The sequence below is a fragment of the Pseudomonas sp. FW305-70 genome (genome assembly GCF_058783925.1).
This window is the reverse complement of record NZ_JBYSYZ010000013.1, coordinates 25,016-42,671: the sequence shown is the minus strand read 5'-3', so window position 1 is coordinate 42,671 and position 17,656 is coordinate 25,016. Positions and strand designations below refer to the sequence as shown.

Sequence of the window (17,656 nt, the reverse complement as noted above, 5' to 3'; positions counted from 1 at the left end):
CGAAAATGTCAGGAAATATCAGAACCGCTCGATACTGCGCGAATTCCGCTCGCGCTCCACTTCCTTCGGCTTGTACGCGCAATACCCCGGCCGCGGGCCGATTTTCGGGTGGTTGCGGCAAGTATCCGGGCGCTTATCATAAATAGTGCACAGACGGCTCTTACGATCCAGGTAGAGGCAATCGTTGTTGCTCATGCGCTGGAGGGTAAAGATTCCCGACTTCTGGTTGAAGCGCTCGACCAGACCTTCCTTTTGCAGGCGTTTGGCGATGTTCTTCGGCGGATCGCCCAGCTCGAACTCATCGACCACGCCGATGCGGATCAGGTCCTTGATCTTGACCTCGACGGGCAGGGTGCAGCAGCTGGACATGCACGAGCCGCACATCGGGGCAGAGTACTTGGCCCAGGTATCGAGGCGGTCGATCTCTGCGGCAGCGATCAGGTTCGGCTTCATCATCGTTTGTTACCAGCGTGTGCATCAGGGCGCGCGATCATACCGGGACTGGTGGATTTTTGAACAACCTTTCGCCAGATTTTTTCACTGCCGGCCAATAAACCGCTAATCCGGCACGGCCCCTGCATTGAATCAGGTACTCGACAATGTATTGCCGACCCGATTCGCACTTACAGGAAAACTGCCGAACCAGAGCCTCTACCGCCTGTCAGACCGTCTAGGCTCAGACAACTCCAAGCTCGCTCGAGGTCCTATCGATGACTCAAGAACCACTTGTTCGCGAAGCAGAGGTGGCCGCATTCCGCGACGCCGTCTTGACCAAGCTCACTTATGCAGTGGGTAAAGACCCGGATCACGCCTTCGACCATGACTGGTTTGAAGCCATTGCCCTGGCCGCGCGGGATCACATGGTCGAGCACTGGATGGACCACACGCGGCAGATCTACCGCAAAGGTCAGAAGCGCGTTTATTACCTTTCCCTGGAGTTTCTCATCGGCCGGCTCCTGATCGACAGCCTGAGCAACCTCGGCCTGCTCGACGTGGCGCGTGAAGCCTTGACCGAACTGGGCGTCGACCTTGAGCGCATCCGTCTGCTGGAGCCCGACGCGGCCCTGGGCAACGGCGGCCTCGGGCGTCTGGCGGCATGTTTCCTGGAAAGCATGTCGACCCTCGGCATCGCCGGTCATGGCTACGGCATCCGCTATGAACACGGGTTGTTCCGCCAGGCGATTGTCGACGGCTGGCAGCAGGAGCAGACCGAACACTGGCTGGATTTCGGTAACCCCTGGGAGTTCGAGCGGCCGGAAGTGGTCTACACCATTGGTTTCGGCGGCAGTGTCGAGACCCTGACCGACGACACCGGCAAATCCCGGCAAGTCTGGTCCCCGGCGGAAACCGTACGGGCGATTGCCTACGACACGCCGGTGGTCGGCTGGCGCGGGGCGAGCGTCAACACGCTGCGCCTGTGGCGCGCCCGCGCCATGGAAGATCTGCACCTGGAGCGTTTCAACGCTGGCGACCACCTGGGTGCCGTGGCCGAAGTGGCCCGGGCCGAAAGCATCTCCCGGGTGCTGTACCCGGCGGACAGCACCGAGGCCGGCCAGGAGTTGCGCCTGCGCCAGGAGTACTTCTTCGTCGCCGCCTCGTTGCAGGATCTGCTGCGCCGTCATCGCAACATGCACACCTCGGTGCTGACCCTGGGCGATCACGCCTCGATCCAGCTCAACGACACTCACCCCTCGATTGCCGTGGCTGAACTGATGCGGCAACTGGTCGACGTTTATGACGTGGCGTGGGATGCCGCGTGGCAAGTCACCGTCGATACGCTGTCCTACACCAACCACACCTTGTTGCCCGAAGCGCTGGAAACCTGGCCGGTCGGCCTGATGGAGCGCATGTTGCCGCGGCACATGCAGATCATTTACCTGATCAACGCCCAGCACATCGACTCCCTGCGGGCCAAAGGCATTCACGACTTCGACGTGTTGCGCGCGGTGTCGCTGATCGAGGAAGACAACGGTCGTCGGGTGCGCATGGGCAACCTGGCGTTTCTCGGCTCCCACAGCATCAACGGTGTGTCCGGGTTGCACACGCAACTGATGCGCCAAACGGTGTTCTCCGAACTGCACAAGCTCTACCCGGAGCGGATCAACAACAAAACCAACGGCATCACCTTCCGCCGCTGGCTCTACCAGGCCAACCCCGAGCTGACCTCGATGCTGGTCGATGCCCTGGGTCCCGAGGTGCTGGACAACCCGGAAGAGCGTTTGCTCGCCCTCGAGCCGTTCGCCGAGAAAAGCGCGTTCCGCAAGGCGTTTGCCGAGCAACGGCTGCACAGCAAGAAAGCCCTGGCGTACCTGATTCATGAGCGCTTGGGCGTGGCGGTCAACCCGGCGGCGATGTTCGACGTGCAGGTCAAGCGCATCCATGAGTACAAACGCCAATTGCTCAACCTGATGCACACCGTGGCGTTGTACCAGGCGATCCGCGCCGAACCTGAAATCGACTGGGTACCACGGGTGAAAATCTTCGCCGGCAAGGCAGCTGCGAGTTATCACCAGGCCAAACTGATCATCAAGCTGACCAACGACATCGCCCGGGTGGTGAACAACGACCCGACCGTGCGCGGTTTGCTCAAAGTGGTGTTCCTGCCCAACTACAACGTCAGCCTGGCGGAGAGCATCATTCCGGCGGCGGATTTGTCCGAGCAGATTTCCACCGCCGGTTTCGAAGCGTCAGGCACCAGCAACATGAAATTCGGTCTGAACGGCGCGCTGACCATCGGCACCCTGGACGGGGCCAACGTGGAAATGTGCGACCGCATCGGTGCCGAGCACATGTTCATCTTCGGCCTCAGCGCGCAGCAGGTGGAGGCGCGCAAGCAGAACCATGAGTTCAGTGCCGTACCGGACATCGCCGCGTCCCATCGCCTGAACGATGTGCTGCAAGCGATTCGTGGCGGGGTGTTCTCGCCGGATGATCCGTCCCGTTACACCGGGTTGATCGATTCGCTGGTGGATTACGACCGCTTCCTGGTCTGCGCCGACTTCGATTCCTACTGGCACGCGCAGATGCGCGTCGAAGCCCATTGGCACGATTCGAAGGAGTGGTGGCGTTCAGCGGTATTGAGCACGGCGCGGATGGGCTGGTTCTCGTCGGACCGGACCATTCGCGAGTACGCCACGGAAATCTGGAAGGCGCTGGAGTAAGTCTTCAGGCAGGTGGATATACTGGCGCGCCGGAAAAAATCGCAGCCTTCGGCAGTTCCTACAGGATGGGTGTAGGAGCTGCCGAAGGCTGCGATCTTTATGGATACGGCTGAGCTAATCTTTCCGGATTGGCTAATGCGCTTAGGGATATCGACCATGCAATGGATGTTCATGCTGATAGGGCTGGTGCTCGGCTGGATACTCGACGAGTCATTCAGCGATGCGCTGCTGGGCGCGTTACTCGGGTTGGGTATCGGCCAGGCCCTTCGCTTGGCTCGCATGGACTCGCAGGCCGTCGAGCAGCAGCGTTTGCTGGAGCAGGCGCAGGTAGCCCTGCAAGCGGTGGAGCAACGTCTGGCGCTGCTCGAAGCATCGGGTGTCAAGGCGCCGCAAACCCGCGAACCGCTTGTCTCACCTGAAACCTTCCTTGATGAAACCCCTGCCGCAGCCACGGAACTGATCTGGGAACTGCCGCCCGAACTCGAGCCGATCCAGGCGGCGGCCAGCGAAATCAGGCGTCCGGCCGCCGATGCCTGGAAACCCGAGCCGACCGCTCGCCAAGCACAATCGCCTGGTTCCCCGCGTGGCCCGAATCTCATCGACCGCGCCATCGGTCGCGCCCGTGCCTGGTTGTTCGGTGGCAATACCGTGTTGCGCGTCGGCGTGGTGCTGCTGTTCCTCGGCCTGGCCTTTCTGCTGCGCTATGCCACTGAAGGCGTGGTGGTGCCGGTTGAGTTGCGCTACGCAGGCGTGGCTGCCGCAGCATTGGGGCTGCTCGGGCTGGGTTGGTGGTTGAGGGCCCGCAACAGCAGTTACGCGTTGATCCTGCAGGGTGCCGGGATCGCCGTGATGTACCTGACGGTGTTTGCCGCGATGCGCCTGCATCCGTTGCTCGATCCCTCGGCGGGGTTTGGCCTGCTGGTGGCGGTGACGGTCTGTTCGGCGATTCTCGCCATTGCCCAGGATTCCCTGGGGCTGGCCGCCGCGGCCGCACTGGGCGGATTCGCCGCGCCCATCCTGGCCTCCACCGGCGCCGGCAGCCATGTCGCGCTGTTCAGCTACTTTACCCTGCTCAACGCCGGTATCTTCGCCATCGCCTGGTTCAAGGCCTGGCGGCTGTTGAATGTCATCGGCTTCACCGGCACCTTCGGCATCGGATTCGCCTGGGGCCTGCGCTCCTACTCGCCGGAACTGTTGTGGAGCACCGAGCTGTTTCTGATTTTGTTTTTCCTGATGTACGTGGCCATTGGTCTGCTGTTCGCCCGGCGCAGATTGATGGAGATGGGCGATACACCCGCAGACGGCAGTCGCGAAGCACTGCTGCGCTGGTCGGCGCGCAAGGGTGACTACGTCGACGGCACGCTGCTGTTCGGCCCGCCACTGGCGGGTTTCGGCTTGCAGTTCGTGCTGGTGCAGCATCTGGAATTCGCTGCTGCATTCAGTGCCTTGGCACTGGGCATCATTTATATGGGGCTTGCCCGTTGGCTGATGGTCGGGCGCACGCTGTTGTTGGGCGAAACCTGCCTGGCCCTGGGCGTGATCTTCACCAGCCTGGCGATACCGCTGGGGCTCGATGCGCGTTGGACGACGGCGGCATGGGCGGTGGAAGGCGCGGGGATCTTCTGGCTCGGTCTGCGCCAACAAAGGCCCTTGGGCCGGGCCTTTGCCTTGCTGCTGCAACTGGGGGCGGCGCTGGCGTTTCTCAGCGAGCTGCACGACAGCGAAAGCAGCCTGCTCGGCGGTGTACCGCTAGGTGCGCTGTTACTGGGCGTCGCGTTGCTGTTCAGCTTCTACCAATTACTTAAAGCCTTGCCGGAGCAGATCAGGCCATGGGAGCTCAAAGGCCTGCCGGTATTGGCTTGTCTCGGGCTGGCGTTTCTCTATTTGCTGGCTCCCTTGTTTTTCTTCAGCCACGGCACGGTGATCAGTTGGGCCTTGGCCGGGGCGCTCACGTTGTTTGTTGGCTTGCACCTGCAATCGCGCACGTTCGTGTTCGCCGCGCTCGCTGTGCAACTGTTGGGTGGCGCGCTGTTCCTGACGGCTGGGCCGCAGTTCAGTGACGGTCTGCAGCCCCTGGCCCATGGCGGGTTCTGGGCGCCGCTGCTGCTGGGGCTGGCCGCGATGGTCGGGGCCTGGCGTTTGCAGATCGGTCATTCGTTCACCGCGCTCAAAGGTCTGAGTCTGTTGCGATTGTCCCAGGCGTTGCTGGTGTGGGGCGCGGGTTGGTGGGCGCTGGCCTGGGTTATCGAAGTGCTGCATTTTGCGCCGCAGTCGATGCAGGCGACTTTGTTGTTGGGCATCGCTGCCGTGAGTGTTGCGCTGTGGACGGTATTGGCGCTGCGCCTGAAATGGCCGTCACTGGGGGGACTCGGCACGGTGTTGATACCCGCTGCGGCGCTGGTGCTGCTCGCGGCCTGGCACTCGCGTTATCACCCGGCGGCCAACTTTGGCTGGCTGGCGTGGGCCGCCGTGTTCGTCGTGCATTTCATGTCCCTGCGACGCCTGGCGCCCATGCTGCCAGCGCCCGTGCCGAGCGTCGCCCATGTGCTCGGCTGCTGGCTGTTGATGGGCGTGCTGGCGCTGGAACTGCGTTACGCCTTGCTGGTGTTGTCCGAGCAATACAACGCCTGGCGCTGGTTGGGCTGGGCGATTCTGCCAAGCCTGTATCTGGTGTTGATGGCAGCACCTCGCGCATGGCCTTGGCCGGTGTCGGCCTATCCTCGGGAATACCGCGTGTACGCCGCTGCGCCGCTGGCCTTGCTGATGCTCGGCTGGTTCTGGCTGGCGAATATCGCCAGTGAGGGCAACGCCGAGCCACTGCCCTACGTGCCATTGATCAACCCGCTGGAGCTGGGCCTGTTGTTTGCGTTGTTCGGCGTCTACGTCTGGTCCCGCAGCGCCATGCCCCAACTGGCTGTCCGCAAGGATTACGCCGCCATTGCAACACAAGGGGTCGCAGGTGCCTCGCTGTTCGTGTTCTTTACGGCTTTGGTGATGCGCACGGCGCACCATTGGAGTGCGGTGCCGTTCGAGCTGGATCTGTTGCTGGAGTCGATGCGAGTACAAGCCGGCCTGTCCATTGTCTGGACCTTGATGGCCCTGAGCCTGATGATCGGCGGCCATTTGCATCGCCGTCGCGAAGTCTGGCTGATCGGTGCGGCCTTGATTGGTGTGGTCGTGGCCAAGCTGTTTTTTGTCGAATTGAGCAATCGCGGCGGGCTGGCGAGGATCGTTTCGTTTATCGGTGTCGGCGTGTTGCTGCTGGTGGTGGGTTATTTCGCTCCGCTACCGCCCAAACGTGCCGAAGCCGTGCCGGATAGCGGGAAACCGGTCCCGGAATCACAAGGAGTGTCGTCTTGAGTCAGAAGCTGAGTCTGGGTTGGCTGGGCATTGTTGCCATGGGGCTGGTGTTGTCGGCGGTTGCCCAGGAAAAACCGGCGGATTTCACCACCCAAGTGCCTTTGTCGGTAACGGGCGAAGGACCTTGGTATCGCCTTGAACTGCCCCTGAGCGTACAACTGAATGCACGGCAGGCTGACCTGAGCGATGTGCGTGTATTCAACGCCGTGGGTGAAGCTCAGGCCTATGCCTTGGTCCGGGAGTCGGCGCGGAGCAATGAAACGCGTACCTTGACCGAGGTGAAATGGTTTGCGCTGTACAACTCAGTGGACGCCACTGAAACCGCGCCGAGCGTACGGGTGCAATCGAGCACCAACGGCACGTTGGTCGAAGTGCAGCCCTCCAGTCAGTTGGAGGCGGGTGAGGAGGAGTTGCGCGGCTGGTTGCTCGACGCGTCCGCTATCAAGGCGCCATTGCAGCAATTGATTCTCGACTGGACCAGCGAGCGCGACGGCTTCCAGCGTTTCACCATCGAAGCCAGCGATGATCTGCAGCATTGGCAGTCCTGGGGCGAAGGGCAGGTGGCGCGCCTGACCTTTTCCGACGAGCGGGTCGAACAGCATGAGGTCAACCTGCCGGGTCAGTCGGCGCGCTACCTGCGGTTGCTGTGGATCACCCCGCATTCGGCGCCGACACTGACATCGGCGCAACTGCAAAGCGCCAATACCCGCAGCCTGCCATTACCGTTGGTCTGGTCCCAGGCATTGGCCGGCAGCAGCGTGAAGGCGGGTGAATACACTTGGCAGTTGCCGATGGGGCTTAATGTCGAGCGAGTGCAGGTCGAGTTGAGCCAGTCCAACAGTCTGGCGCCAGTGAGCCTGGCCGGCCGGCGCGACAGCAGCCTGCCATGGCAGTCGTTGGGCAGCGGTTTGCTCTATCGCCTGACGCAGAATGGTCAGGACGTGGTGCAAAACCAATTGCAGTTGTCCGGGCAAATCGTCCAGCAATTGAAACTGACCGTGGACGAACGCGGTGGCGGCCTGGGTGATCAGGCGCCGACGCTGAAGTTTGCCATGCGCGCCACGCAACTGGTGTTTCTGGCACGTGGGCCGGGGCCTTACACGCTGGTGGTGGGGAACACGACAGCGAAGGCGGCGAACTTGCCGCTGTCGACGCTGATTCCTGATTACAGCCCGCAGAAGCTGGCGACCCTGGGCCGGGCCTTGGTGGATGTCGGGGCGGTGACTACGCAGCCGTCGGCAGGCGCCGCGTCTGCGCCGATCGACACCCACTGGAAGAAATTCGGTTTGTGGGCGGTGTTGCTGCTCTGCGTGGTGGTCCTGGCGGCGATGGCATTCAGTCTGTTGCGCAAGCCTTCTGCCAAATCCTGAGAATGGCTGGCGCTACGCGCCATTCGCGAGCAAGCCCGCTCCCACAGGAACAGCGCCGTTCTTGTGGGAGCGGGCTTGCTCGCGAAAGCGGTCAGCCAGACACCCAAAATGTTGAAACAAGCCACCCTTTCCAGGCTCACACCCCGCCCATTTCCATCTACGCTCAACCCCGCGCATGAACTCTCTTCGGCGGATCACGTCTGATAGGAGGAAATGCGCCCCGACTCGCGTTAAACTGCGCGGGTTTTTAGCCCCCCATTCCACCGGAGCCTTCCATGTCCCGCGTTACCTTGAGTCGCTATTTGATTGAGCAGACCCGCAGCAACAACACTCCTGCCGATCTGCGCTTCCTGATCGAAGTGGTGGCGCGTGCCTGCAAGGAGATCAACCACGCCGTGTCCAAAGGCGCCCTGGGTGGCGTTCTGGGCAGCATGGGCACTGAAAACGTCCAGGGCGAAGTGCAGAAAAAGCTCGACGTGATCTCCAACGAAATCCTGCTCGAAGCCAACGAATGGGGCGGTCACCTGGCCGGCATGGCGTCCGAAGAAATGGACAACGCCTACCAGATCCCGGGTAAATACCCGAAAGGCGCGTACCTGCTGGTATTCGACCCGCTGGACGGTTCGTCGAACATCGACATCAACGCCCCGGTCGGCACCATCTTCTCGGTACTGCGTTGCCCGAACGAATACCTGAGCCAGAACGAACCTTTGAATGAAAAGGCCTTCCTGCAGCCAGGCACCCAGCAAGTGGCCGCCGGTTACGCGATCTACGGTCCGCAGACCATGCTGATCCTGACCCTGGGCGACGGCGTGAAAGGCTTCACCCTGGACCGTGAAATGGGCAGCTTCGTGTTGACCCACGAAAACATCACCATTCCTGAAGCCACCCAGGAATTTGCCATCAACGCGTCCAACCAGCGTCACTGGGAAGCACCGGTACAGCGCTACGTCAGTGAATTGCTGGCAGGCGATGAAGGCCCGCTGAAAAAGAACTACAACATGCGCTGGGTCGCCGCGATGGTAGCCGACGTGCACCGCATCCTGACCCGCGGCGGCCTGTTCATGTACCCACGTGACAGCCGCGAGCCGTCCAAGCCGGGCAAGCTGCGCCTGATGTACGAAGCCAATCCGATGTCGTTCCTGGTGGAGCAGGCGGGCGGCGCGTCCACCGACGGCCATCAGCGCATCCTCGACATCCAGCCCGAAGGCCTGCACCAGCGTGTGGCGGTGTTCCTCGGTTCGAAAGAAGAAGTGGCCCGCGTCACGGCTTACCACAAGGAATAAACCATGACCGCGCCCTGGCAGCCGTTGCTTGATTGGTGGTTCGGAAGTTCCGGATCGGCGAGCGAAGTGGCGGCGCAGAAGGGCAGGTTATGGTTCGGCAAGCGCGACAGCCAGGACCTCGAAGCGCGTGAGCGTTTCGGGGACTGGGTCGAACAGGCACTGGCCGGCGGATTGACCGAGTGGATGCAACGTCCCGAAGGTTGGCTGGCCCTGGTGCTGTTGCTCGATCAACTCCCGCGAATGATCTTTCGCGATTCTCCCAAGGCTTTTTCCGGTGACATCAGGGCTCAGGCACTGGTGGCGCAAGGCATTGCCGCGGATTTCGACCGGCAGTTGCAACCGATTCAGCGGGTGTTCATCTACCTGGTGTTCGAGCATAGCGAGAACCTGGCGGTGCAGAACGAAGGCGTCTCGCGCTATATCGAATTGGTGGCGCAGCAGCCGGAGAGCGATCGGGCACTGTTCAGCGATTACCTGGACTATGCCGAGCGGCATCAGCAAGTGATTGCGCAGTTTGGGCGGTTTCCGCATCGCAATGCGGTGTTGGGGAGGGCGTCTACGGCTGAGGAGCTGGCGTTTCTGTCGAAGCCGGGTTCAAGGTTCTGACTTTTCGCTGTTGCTGATGCCGTCTTCGCGAGCAAGCCCGCTCCCACAGGGAACTTTGTCGCACTGGAGATCCAGTGTGGGAGCGGGCTTGCCCGCGAAGGGGCCGGTGAGTGCGCCTTAGATCCTGAAGCTTCCGACCAGCTGCTTCAACCGCGCCGCCTGCTGCTCAAGATCGGCACACGCACGCAAGGTCGCCTGCAGGTTCTCCACGCCTTCCTGGTTCAGCGTGTTGATTTCGGTGATGTCGACGTTGATCGACTCCACCACGGCGGTCTGCTCTTCGGTCGCTGTTGCCACGGACTGGTTCATGCCGTCGATCTCGCCGATGCGCTGGGTCACGCTGCCCAGGCGTTCACCGGCCTGGTTGGCGATGCCGACGCTGCTTTCGCTCTGGCGCTGGCTGTCGGTCATGATGCCCACCGCTGCGCGGGCGCCGACTTGCAGCTCTTCGATCATCGTCTGCACTTGCTGCGCTGAGTCCTGGGTGCGGTGAGCGAGGTTGCGTACCTCATCGGCCACCACGGCAAAACCGCGACCGGCCTCACCGGCGCGGGCCGCTTCGATGGCGGCGTTGAGCGCCAGCAAGTTGGTCTGCTGGGAGATGCTGGTGATCACTTCCAGGATCTGCCCGATGTTGACTGTGTTGCTGTTGAGGGTTTCGATGTTGCCGCACGAGTCGCTGATCTTCGCCGACAACTGTTGCATCGCCGCGATGGTTTTATCCACCACCTGCTGGCCATCTTCGGCCAGGCTGCGGGCGTCGCTGGAGTGCTGCGAGGCGAGGGCGGCGTTCTGCGCGATTTCCTGGGCGGCGGCGCCGAGCTGGTTGATCGCCGCGGCCACGCTGCTGGTGCGCGAGGCTTGCTGGTCGGAGTTGTACATCGACGAGTTCGACGCGGCCACTACGCGTAGCGCTACTTCGTTGACCTGCCCTGTGGCCGAGGCCACTTCGATGATCGAGGTGTGAATGCGTTCGACGAAGCGGTTGAACGACAGCCCCAGCGCGCCGAATTCGTCGTGACCGTGAATGGTCAGGCGTTTGGTCAGGTCACCTTCGCCTTCGGCGATGTCGTGCATGGCGCGGCCCATGGTCAGCAGCGGCTGCATCAGCAGGCTGATCAGCATACCCAGCAGGGCGATGATGATCACGACGGCGATCACCATGGCGATGATCGCCGAGGTGCGGAATTCACTGAGCATCGAGAACGCCGTTTCCTGGTCGAGCACCAGTGCCACGTACCAGTCCGCCGATGGCACGCCGTTGACGTGGGTGAAGGAGATGAACTGGCGCTTGCCGTCGATCTCGACTTCTTTGAGGCCCGGGCTGACTTTCGGCGTGTCGCTCGGATAGGCCTCGGCCAGGTTCTTGAGCACCAGCTTGCTGTCCGGGTGAATCAGGATCTTGCCGTCGGCACCGACGATGAACGCATGGCCGTGACCGCCGAAGTTCAGCGAATTGATGATCGCGCTGACGCTGGACAGATCGATGTCGGCGCCGGCGACACCGATCATCTGGCCCTGGTGCTTTACCGGGGTGGCCACGGTGATCACCAGTTTGCCAGAGGACGCAGCGATATACGGTTCGGTGACAATGGTCTGTTGTGCGCTATTGGCCGCCTTGTACCAGCCGCGGGCGCGTGGGTCGTAGTCCGCCGCGCGGTTGCCGGCCGGGACCGAGAACATCACGCCATCGGCGCCACCGAAGTAGCTCAGCTGGAAGTTGCCGGTGTAGGCGGGCAGGTCGATGATCCGTTTCAGACTGGCGGGTGCATTGCCATCGGCGCTGACCTGTTGGGCCATCGACTGCAGCAATTGCATGCGACTTTCCAGCCAGGTCTGGATGTTGCTGGTGGTCAGGCTGCCGAGTTCCTGCATCGAGGCCTCGGTACTGTTGCGCAGGGTTTCGCGCTGGCGATAGTCGTTGAACAGGATGAAACAAGCGAATGCGACGGCCACCACGAGGGCGGCAGCCAGCAAGATCTTGTGGCTGAACTTCATGTTTCTGGTCATGGGATGAGCTACCGCAGAGGGGCTGTTCTACAAAATGGGGGAGCAAATGCCACCGGCGTGGCATTGCGTTGCATTTATGTCGACTGAACGGCGCCAAAGATTAGGCGGATTTTCCTGAAAAACGACGAAATGCTCGGTGAACGAGGAAAGTGAATGATTTTCGGCAAAAGGCAGACGAGTGGCCCGATAAATAGCCTGCCGGGCAGGGAACCAGACAGGGGTTTTCTCTTCTAAGCTTCAGCTTGGCAGCCATGCCAATCCCCTACGCCCCCCCGGAGTTTCACCATGTCGCTGCGTTCCATCGCCCTGCTTTCATTCTGCGTATTGCTCGCTGCCTGCAGCAAGGTCAATCAGGAAAACTACTCGAAGCTCTCGGCCGGCATGGCCAAGGCCGATGTGGAGACCTTGTTGGGCAAACCCGCCGATTGTTCAGGCGCGCTCGGCATGTCCAGTTGCACCTGGGGCGACAAGAACAGCTTTATCAGCGTGCAGTTCGCCGGTGACAAAGTGCTGATGTTTTCCGGCCAAGGCCTGAAGTAAACCGGGGCGATCGCCCACGGGAGAAAAATAATGAAGCGGTTATTGATCATCCTTTTTGCCGGCCTGGTGTTGGCTGGCTGTGCCACGTCTGGCCCGGACCCTTTGGCGCCCAAGACGGCCAACAGCGTCAACCTCAAGCGCTACCAGGGCACCTGGTATGAGCTGGCCCGTCTGCCGATGTACTTCCAGCGCGACTGTGCGCAATCCGAAGCCCATTACACGCTTAAACCCGATGGCAACGTCGCGGTATTGAACCGCTGCCTGACAGCGCAGTGGCAATGGGAAGAGGTCAAGGGCACGGCTTATCCTGAGGTGCCCGGCAAGAACGACAAGCTGCGGGTCGAGTTCGATACCTGGTTTTCCAGGCTGATCCCGGGTACGGCGAAGGGCGATTATTGGGTGCTGTACGTCAGCGATGACTACAAGACCGCCATCGTCGGTGACCCGAGCCGCAAGTATCTGTGGCTGTTGTCGCGCACGCCGACCGTGAATGGAGTGGTGCGCGAGGAGCTGCTGAGCAGGGCGCGTCAGCAGGGTTACGACACTACCCGGTTGATCTGGCGGGCGTCGGAACAGCAGATGGCCAAGACCTCGAACTAACCGTCAGCACATATCCAAATGTGGGAGCGGGCTTGCTCGCGAAGAGGGTGTCACATTCAACAGAGATGTTGACTGACAGTCCGCCTTCGCGAGCAAGCCCGCTCCCACATTTTTGTTTGATGTCAGCCCAGCAATTCACGCAGGACCTGGGTGAAGGCGCGGCTGCTTTCTTCTTCATCAGCATGGCGCCCATCGCGCACTACCCACTGACCGTTGACCAGCACATCCCGCACCTGACGATCGCCACCGGCAAACAGCCAGCGGTTGAGAATCCCGTCGCCGCTGGCCGTGGCCAGATATGGATCGTTGCCGTCGAGCACCAGCCAGTCGGCGCGCTTGCCGACTTCCAGCGCGCCAATCGGCTGGCCCAGTGCCTGAGCGCCGCCATCCAGCGCGGCATCAAACAGCGTGCGCCCGACCATCGGCTGCTCCGCGCCATACAAACGATTTCGCCGCTGGTCGCGCAGACGCTGGCCGTATTCCAGCCAGCGCAACTCTTCCACCACGCTCAATGACACATGGCTGTCGGAACCGATACCCATGCGACCGCCCTGGGCGAGGAAGTCCACCGCCGGGAAGATCCCGTCGCCGAGGTTGGCTTCGGTGGTCAGGCACAGGCCGGCGATGGCGCGACTCTTGGCCATCGACGTGACTTCTTCCGGGTTGGCGTGAGTCGCGTGGACCAGGCACCAGCGTTGATCGACGTCGACGTTTTCGTACAGCCATTGCAGCGGACGACGGCCACTCCAGGTCAGGCAGTCGTCGACTTCTTTCTGCTGCTCGGCGATGTGGATGTGCACCGGGCACTGCTTGTCGCTGGCTGCCAGCACTTCACTGATCTGCTGCGGCGTGACCGCGCGCAATGAGTGGAAACACAATCCCAGGGATTGAGCCGGTTGCTGCGCCAGGACCGTTTGCAGGCGCGATTGCAGCTTGAGGTAATTTTCGGTGCTGTTGATGAAGCGGCGCTGACCGTCGTTCGGCGCTTGGCCACCGAAACCGGAATGGCTGTAGAGCACCGGCAGCAGGGTCAAGCCGATACCCGCGGAACGGGCAGCCTGGCTGATACGCAGGGCCAGTTCGGCCGGATCCGCGTAAGGCTGGCCACTGATGTCGTGATGCACGTAGTGAAATTCCGCGACCGAGGTGTAACCGGCCTTGAGCATTTCGATGTACAGCTGACGGGCGATGACGCCGAGTTGCTCCGGGCTGATTTTTCCGACGAGGCGGTACATCAGGTCGCGCCAGGTCCAGAAACTGTCGTTCGGATTGCCCGCCACTTCCGCCAGCCCGGCCATGGCCCGCTGGAAGGCGTGGGAGTGCAGATTCGGCATGCCAGGCAGCAGCGGACCGCTCAACCGCTCGGCGCCATCTGCATGAGAATCGGCCTGGATATGGGTCAATACGCCATCGGCGCTGACCTCAAGACGTACATTGTTGGCCCATCCACTAGGCAGCAGCGCGCGTTCGGCAAAGAAGGCGGACATGGTTCAGCACCCCATCGTGTGTTATTTGTATATACATATACAGACGTTTGCCTGCCCGGTAAACTCCGGCAAGCTAGCGATATTCATTAAACGACCAAGGATTAACCGTGCCGACTCCGCCTCCAGTCTCTCCGTTGGCCGCGAACATGGGCGACAGTCCGGCGCCCTTGTACGCCCGCGTCAAACAAATGATCACCCAGCAAATCGACAGTGGAAACTGGCCGCCGCACTACCGCGTTCCGTCGGAAAGCGAACTGGTCAGCCAGTTGGGCTTCAGCCGCATGACCATCAACCGCGCGCTGCGCGAGATGACCGCCGATGGCCTGCTGGTGCGCATGCAAGGCGTCGGCACCTTCGTCGCCGAGCCGAAAAGCCAGTCTGCCCTGTTCGAAGTGCACAACATCGCCGACGAAATCGCCTCCCGCGGTCATCGCCACACCTGCAAGGTCATCACCCTTGAAGAAGAGGCCGCCGGCTCCGAGCGCGCCCTGGCCCTGGACATGCGCGAAGGGCAGAAGGTGTTCCATTCACTGATCGTGCATTTCGAGAACGATATTCCGGTGCAGATCGAAGACCGTTTCGTCAACGCGCTGGTGGCGCCGGATTACCTCAAGCAGGACTTCACCCTGCAAACGCCCTACGCCTATCTGAACCAGGTCGCGCCGCTGACCGAAGGCGAGCACGTGGTCGAGGCGATCCTGGCCGAGCCGTCCGAATGCAAATTGCTACAGATTGAAAAAGGCGAGCCGTGCCTGCTGATCCGTCGCCGCACCTGGTCCGGTCGACAGCCGGTGACCGCCGCTCGCTTGATCCACCCTGGTTCCCGTCATCGTCTGGAAGGTCGGTTTCATAAATAGAGAGCCATAAATGAGCAGTCTGAAAGTTTTACGTGCGGTGGATTACCCGCGCATGCCGTGGAAAAACGGCGGCGGCAGCACCGAAGAAATCACCCGTGATGCCGGCACCGGCCTGGATGGCTTTGGCTGGCGCCTGTCGATTGCCGACATTGGCGAATCGGGCGGTTTTTCCACTTTTGCCGGTTATGAGCGAGTGATCACCGTTTTGCAGGGCGACGGCATGACCCTGACGGTGGATGGCCAGAACACACGGCCACTGTTACCGCTGGACCCGTTTGCCTTCAGTGGTGAAAGCAAGGTGTCCTGCACATTGCTCGGTGGGCCGATTCGCGATTTCAACCTGATTTACGCGCCGCAGCGTTACAGCGCGCGGTTGCAGTGGTTGTCGGGCGAGCAGCGGTTCTTCAGTTCGGCGGGCACGGTGTTGGTGTTCAGCATGAGTGAGCAGGTTGAGGTGTCGGTCGATAACAACGCCCAGCAATTGGGCCGTCATGATTGCCTGCAATTGGAGGCTGATGCCGGATTACTGGATGTCGCCATCAAAGGGCTGTGCTGCGTGATCGAACTGACCTCGCGCGACTGATCCCGGTCATTCCCGTTCGAGGGTAAAACCTCGAACGGTCGCCTCCAGCTCACTCGACATCTGCTTGAGTGCCTGGATGGTTTGCACCGCCTGCTGTTGCGCCGCGACATTTTCCTCGACCCGCTGCGCCACGTTTTCCACATTGCGCGCCACGTCTTCGCTGGCTTCACGCTGTTCCTGCAGGGCATTGGAGATCTGGCTGACGGCATTGAGTGACGCGTTGAGCGCGGTCTTGACGTCATTCATTGACGCGCCGGCGCTGTCGATCAGTTGTTGGCCCTGAAGTACGCGCTCGCGCCCGGTGTTCATGCTGCTGTTGGCCTTTCTCATGCCGCTTTGAATGGTGCTCACCAGCACCACAATCTCGGCGGTAGAGCGGGTCGTGCGGGTTGCCAGTTCCCGCACTTCGTCAGCCACCACGGCAAACCCGCGTCCTTGTTCACCGGCCCGCGCCGCCTCGATGGTGGCATTGAGTGCGAGCAGATTGGTCTGTTCGGCAATGCTGTGGATCATGCCGACGATTTTCCCGATGGCGTTGGAGTGCAGGGTCAATTGGTCTATTTCATCCGACGACTGGGTCACCAGTTGGGCGATCTGCTGCATCTCGAGGATAGAGCGCTCCATGGTGGCAATGCCGAAAGCGGTGATCTGCTCGGCCTTTTGGGTGGTGTCGTGCGCCTGCGCGGCGTTCTCGGCGATGTGTGTAATGTTGGCTGACATCTGTTCCGCGGCGGCGGCAATGGAGGAGGCCGCGCCATTTTGCTCGGCAGCCTGTATCAGGCCTTGTTCAGACGAGATGCTCAGGTTCAGGGTCGAGGACTCGATATGCTGCGAGGCCTCGCGCACCTTGCCGATCATGCTGGCCAGGCTGCGTCGCATGGCCTCGACCGATTGCATGACACCCGTCGACGTCGCGTTACTGTTCACCGGATCGCCGAGCCTGCCCTGGGCAATCCTTGTGCTGATACTGGCCAGCTCGTGAGGCTCGGCGCCCAGGTATCGCGCCAGCCTGGCGCTGAACAGCAGGGCATAAAGACTGCCAAACAACAGTGCCAGAGCCAGGACCACGGCCATCAGCCTCATATTGGTCTCATAGAGTGCCTGGCTGTGCTCGAACTGATGGCGAGCTTCTTTCAGTTGAGCATCCGTCAGCTGCGAGAACAGTGAGGTCAGCGGGTCGATCAAGGGGTAAAGCTGGTGTGTGGCGAACTGCTCCAGGCTCTGACTGGCGGCGTTGTTGCGGTTCAAGACCGCCTGCAAACGCTGGAGCGGTACTTTGGTCGCCTGCATCAGCGGTGTGATTTCGTTGATCAGTCGCACCTCTTCATCAACCAGGCGAGTCGAGAGGTAGGTGCGCCAGAGCGGTTCGATTTCAAGCATCGCTTGCCGTATCTGCTGCGCTGCGTCGACGCCACTGAGGATGCCATCGCGAGCCTTGTGGATAGCGTTGACGATCCGGACTGAATACAGCTCGGAGATTTTCTTCAGGTCCTGTTGCGGAATGACCCGGTCCAGGTAAACCGTCTCCAGTCCCTGGACCGTAGCGCGCATGCCGTACAGGCCGAGTGCGCCGATGCCGGTCAGGCTGCTCAGGAGAATGCCGGCAAGCAGGAGCAGGTGGGTTTGAACTTTCCACTGTTTCATTACGGGTTCCTCGCAGAAGTGACATCAGGGGGCTTGCTCGTGAAGTCGGCGAGGATTGATGGAGGTGGAGTCGGATGTTTCTGATGATGTTGTAGGGTGTTTCTGGAATGCGCTTAATTGGGTATCAGGTGTTACCGAACGCCCCAGCATGG

At 61.2% G+C, this 17,656-nt stretch carries 13 protein-coding genes and 1 pseudogene; 9 read left to right on the top strand and 5 right to left on the bottom strand.

The features are described 5' to 3' along the window. Positions 1–18: 18 nt before the first annotated feature. On the bottom strand, positions 19–456 hold the full coding sequence (locus AC3WN7_RS12565; protein ID WP_007970630.1) for a YkgJ family cysteine cluster protein: 438 nt from the start codon (positions 454–456) through the stop codon (positions 19–21). 254 nt (positions 457–710) lie between these two features. Between AC3WN7_RS12565 and AC3WN7_RS12560 the strand changes: the two genes are divergently transcribed. From AC3WN7_RS12560 to AC3WN7_RS12540, 5 genes are all read left to right on the top strand, one after another. Further along, the gene (locus AC3WN7_RS12560) at positions 711–3,161 is read left to right on the top strand and encodes a glycogen/starch/alpha-glucan phosphorylase (protein ID WP_095964574.1); all 2,451 of its coding nucleotides are present in this window, start codon (positions 711–713) and stop codon (positions 3,159–3,161) included. A gap of 156 nt (positions 3,162–3,317) precedes the next feature. Beyond that, on the top strand, positions 3,318–6,521 hold the full coding sequence (locus tag AC3WN7_RS12555) for a DUF2339 domain-containing protein (RefSeq protein WP_102673908.1): 3,204 nt from the start codon (positions 3,318–3,320) through the stop codon (positions 6,519–6,521). After that, complete coding sequence (locus AC3WN7_RS12550) at positions 6,518–7,891, top strand: DUF3999 domain-containing protein (protein WP_102673907.1); 1,374 nt, start codon at positions 6,518–6,520, stop codon at positions 7,889–7,891. Before AC3WN7_RS12555 ends, AC3WN7_RS12550 begins: the two co-directional genes overlap by 4 nt. 275 nt (positions 7,892–8,166) lie before the next feature. Then, positions 8,167–9,177 (top strand): class 1 fructose-bisphosphatase, encoded by a 1,011-nt coding sequence (locus AC3WN7_RS12545; RefSeq protein ID WP_007975526.1) that lies wholly within the window; start codon positions 8,167–8,169, stop codon positions 9,175–9,177. A 3-nt stretch (positions 9,178–9,180) separates the two neighbouring features. After that, positions 9,181–9,783: a DUF924 family protein gene (locus AC3WN7_RS12540; RefSeq protein WP_007975528.1), complete on the top strand. Its 603-nt coding sequence runs from the start codon at positions 9,181–9,183 to the stop codon at positions 9,781–9,783. Positions 9,784–9,900: 117 nt separating this feature from the next. Here the strand turns inward: AC3WN7_RS12540 and AC3WN7_RS12535 are convergent, their stop codons facing one another. After that, a complete protein-coding gene (locus AC3WN7_RS12535; protein ID WP_371317842.1) occupies positions 9,901–10,665 on the bottom strand; it encodes a methyl-accepting chemotaxis protein in 765 nt (254 codons plus the stop codon). 93 nt (positions 10,666–10,758) lie between these two features. After that, a pseudogene (locus AC3WN7_RS12530) lies at positions 10,759–11,781 on the bottom strand (HAMP domain-containing protein); the annotation flags it as partial. Positions 11,782–12,078: 297 nt separating this feature from the next. Here AC3WN7_RS12530 and AC3WN7_RS12525 point away from each other — a divergent pair. Further along, complete coding sequence (locus AC3WN7_RS12525) at positions 12,079–12,333, top strand: hypothetical protein (protein WP_007975531.1); 255 nt, start codon at positions 12,079–12,081, stop codon at positions 12,331–12,333. 30 nt (positions 12,334–12,363) lie between these two features. After that, positions 12,364–12,933, top strand: coding sequence for a lipocalin family protein (locus tag AC3WN7_RS12520; protein WP_095964579.1), 570 nt, complete (start codon positions 12,364–12,366; stop codon positions 12,931–12,933). A gap of 122 nt (positions 12,934–13,055) precedes the next feature. Here the strand turns inward: AC3WN7_RS12520 and AC3WN7_RS12515 are convergent, their stop codons facing one another. Next, entirely contained in the window at positions 13,056–14,420 is a 1,365-nt protein-coding gene (locus tag AC3WN7_RS12515; protein ID WP_095964580.1) for a formimidoylglutamate deiminase, read from the bottom strand. A 146-nt stretch (positions 14,421–14,566) separates the two neighbouring features. Between AC3WN7_RS12515 and hutC the strand changes: the two genes are divergently transcribed. Both hutC and AC3WN7_RS12505 read left to right on the top strand, forming a co-directional pair. Then, on the top strand, positions 14,567–15,277 hold the full coding sequence (gene hutC / locus AC3WN7_RS12510; protein WP_162135916.1) for a histidine utilization transcriptional repressor HutC: 711 nt from the start codon (positions 14,567–14,569) through the stop codon (positions 15,275–15,277). A 10-nt stretch (positions 15,278–15,287) separates the two neighbouring features. After that, on the top strand, positions 15,288–15,860 hold the full coding sequence (locus tag AC3WN7_RS12505; protein WP_102673906.1) for a HutD/Ves family protein: 573 nt from the start codon (positions 15,288–15,290) through the stop codon (positions 15,858–15,860). A 6-nt stretch (positions 15,861–15,866) separates the two neighbouring features. Here the strand turns inward: AC3WN7_RS12505 and AC3WN7_RS12500 are convergent, their stop codons facing one another. Then, entirely contained in the window at positions 15,867–17,504 is a 1,638-nt protein-coding gene (locus tag AC3WN7_RS12500; protein WP_207258347.1) for a methyl-accepting chemotaxis protein, read from the bottom strand. Positions 17,505–17,656: the final 152 nt, after the last annotated feature.

Bases quoted from the DNA above. Each gene is read 5' to 3' on its own strand.
- AC3WN7_RS12565 (WP_007970630.1), bottom strand. From the start codon at position 456: ATGATGAAGCCGAACCTGATCGCTGCCGCAGAGATCGACCGCCTCGAT.
- AC3WN7_RS12560 (WP_095964574.1), top strand. From the start codon at position 711: ATGACTCAAGAACCACTTGTTCGCGAAGCAGAGGTGGCCGCATTCCGC.
- AC3WN7_RS12555 (WP_102673908.1), top strand. From the start codon at position 3,318: ATGCAATGGATGTTCATGCTGATAGGGCTGGTGCTCGGCTGGATACTC.
- AC3WN7_RS12545 (WP_007975526.1), top strand. From the start codon at position 8,167: ATGTCCCGCGTTACCTTGAGTCGCTATTTGATTGAGCAGACCCGCAGC.
- AC3WN7_RS12540 (WP_007975528.1), top strand. From the start codon at position 9,181: ATGACCGCGCCCTGGCAGCCGTTGCTTGATTGGTGGTTCGGAAGTTCC.
- AC3WN7_RS12535 (WP_371317842.1), bottom strand. From the start codon at position 10,665: ATGTACAACTCCGACCAGCAAGCCTCGCGCACCAGCAGCGTGGCCGCG.
- AC3WN7_RS12525 (WP_007975531.1), top strand. From the start codon at position 12,079: ATGTCGCTGCGTTCCATCGCCCTGCTTTCATTCTGCGTATTGCTCGCT.
- AC3WN7_RS12520 (WP_095964579.1), top strand. From the start codon at position 12,364: ATGAAGCGGTTATTGATCATCCTTTTTGCCGGCCTGGTGTTGGCTGGC.
- AC3WN7_RS12515 (WP_095964580.1), bottom strand. From the start codon at position 14,420: ATGTCCGCCTTCTTTGCCGAACGCGCGCTGCTGCCTAGTGGATGGGCC.
- hutC (WP_162135916.1), top strand. From the start codon at position 14,567: ATGGGCGACAGTCCGGCGCCCTTGTACGCCCGCGTCAAACAAATGATC.
- AC3WN7_RS12505 (WP_102673906.1), top strand. From the start codon at position 15,288: ATGAGCAGTCTGAAAGTTTTACGTGCGGTGGATTACCCGCGCATGCCG.
- AC3WN7_RS12500 (WP_207258347.1), bottom strand. From the start codon at position 17,504: ATGAAACAGTGGAAAGTTCAAACCCACCTGCTCCTGCTTGCCGGCATT.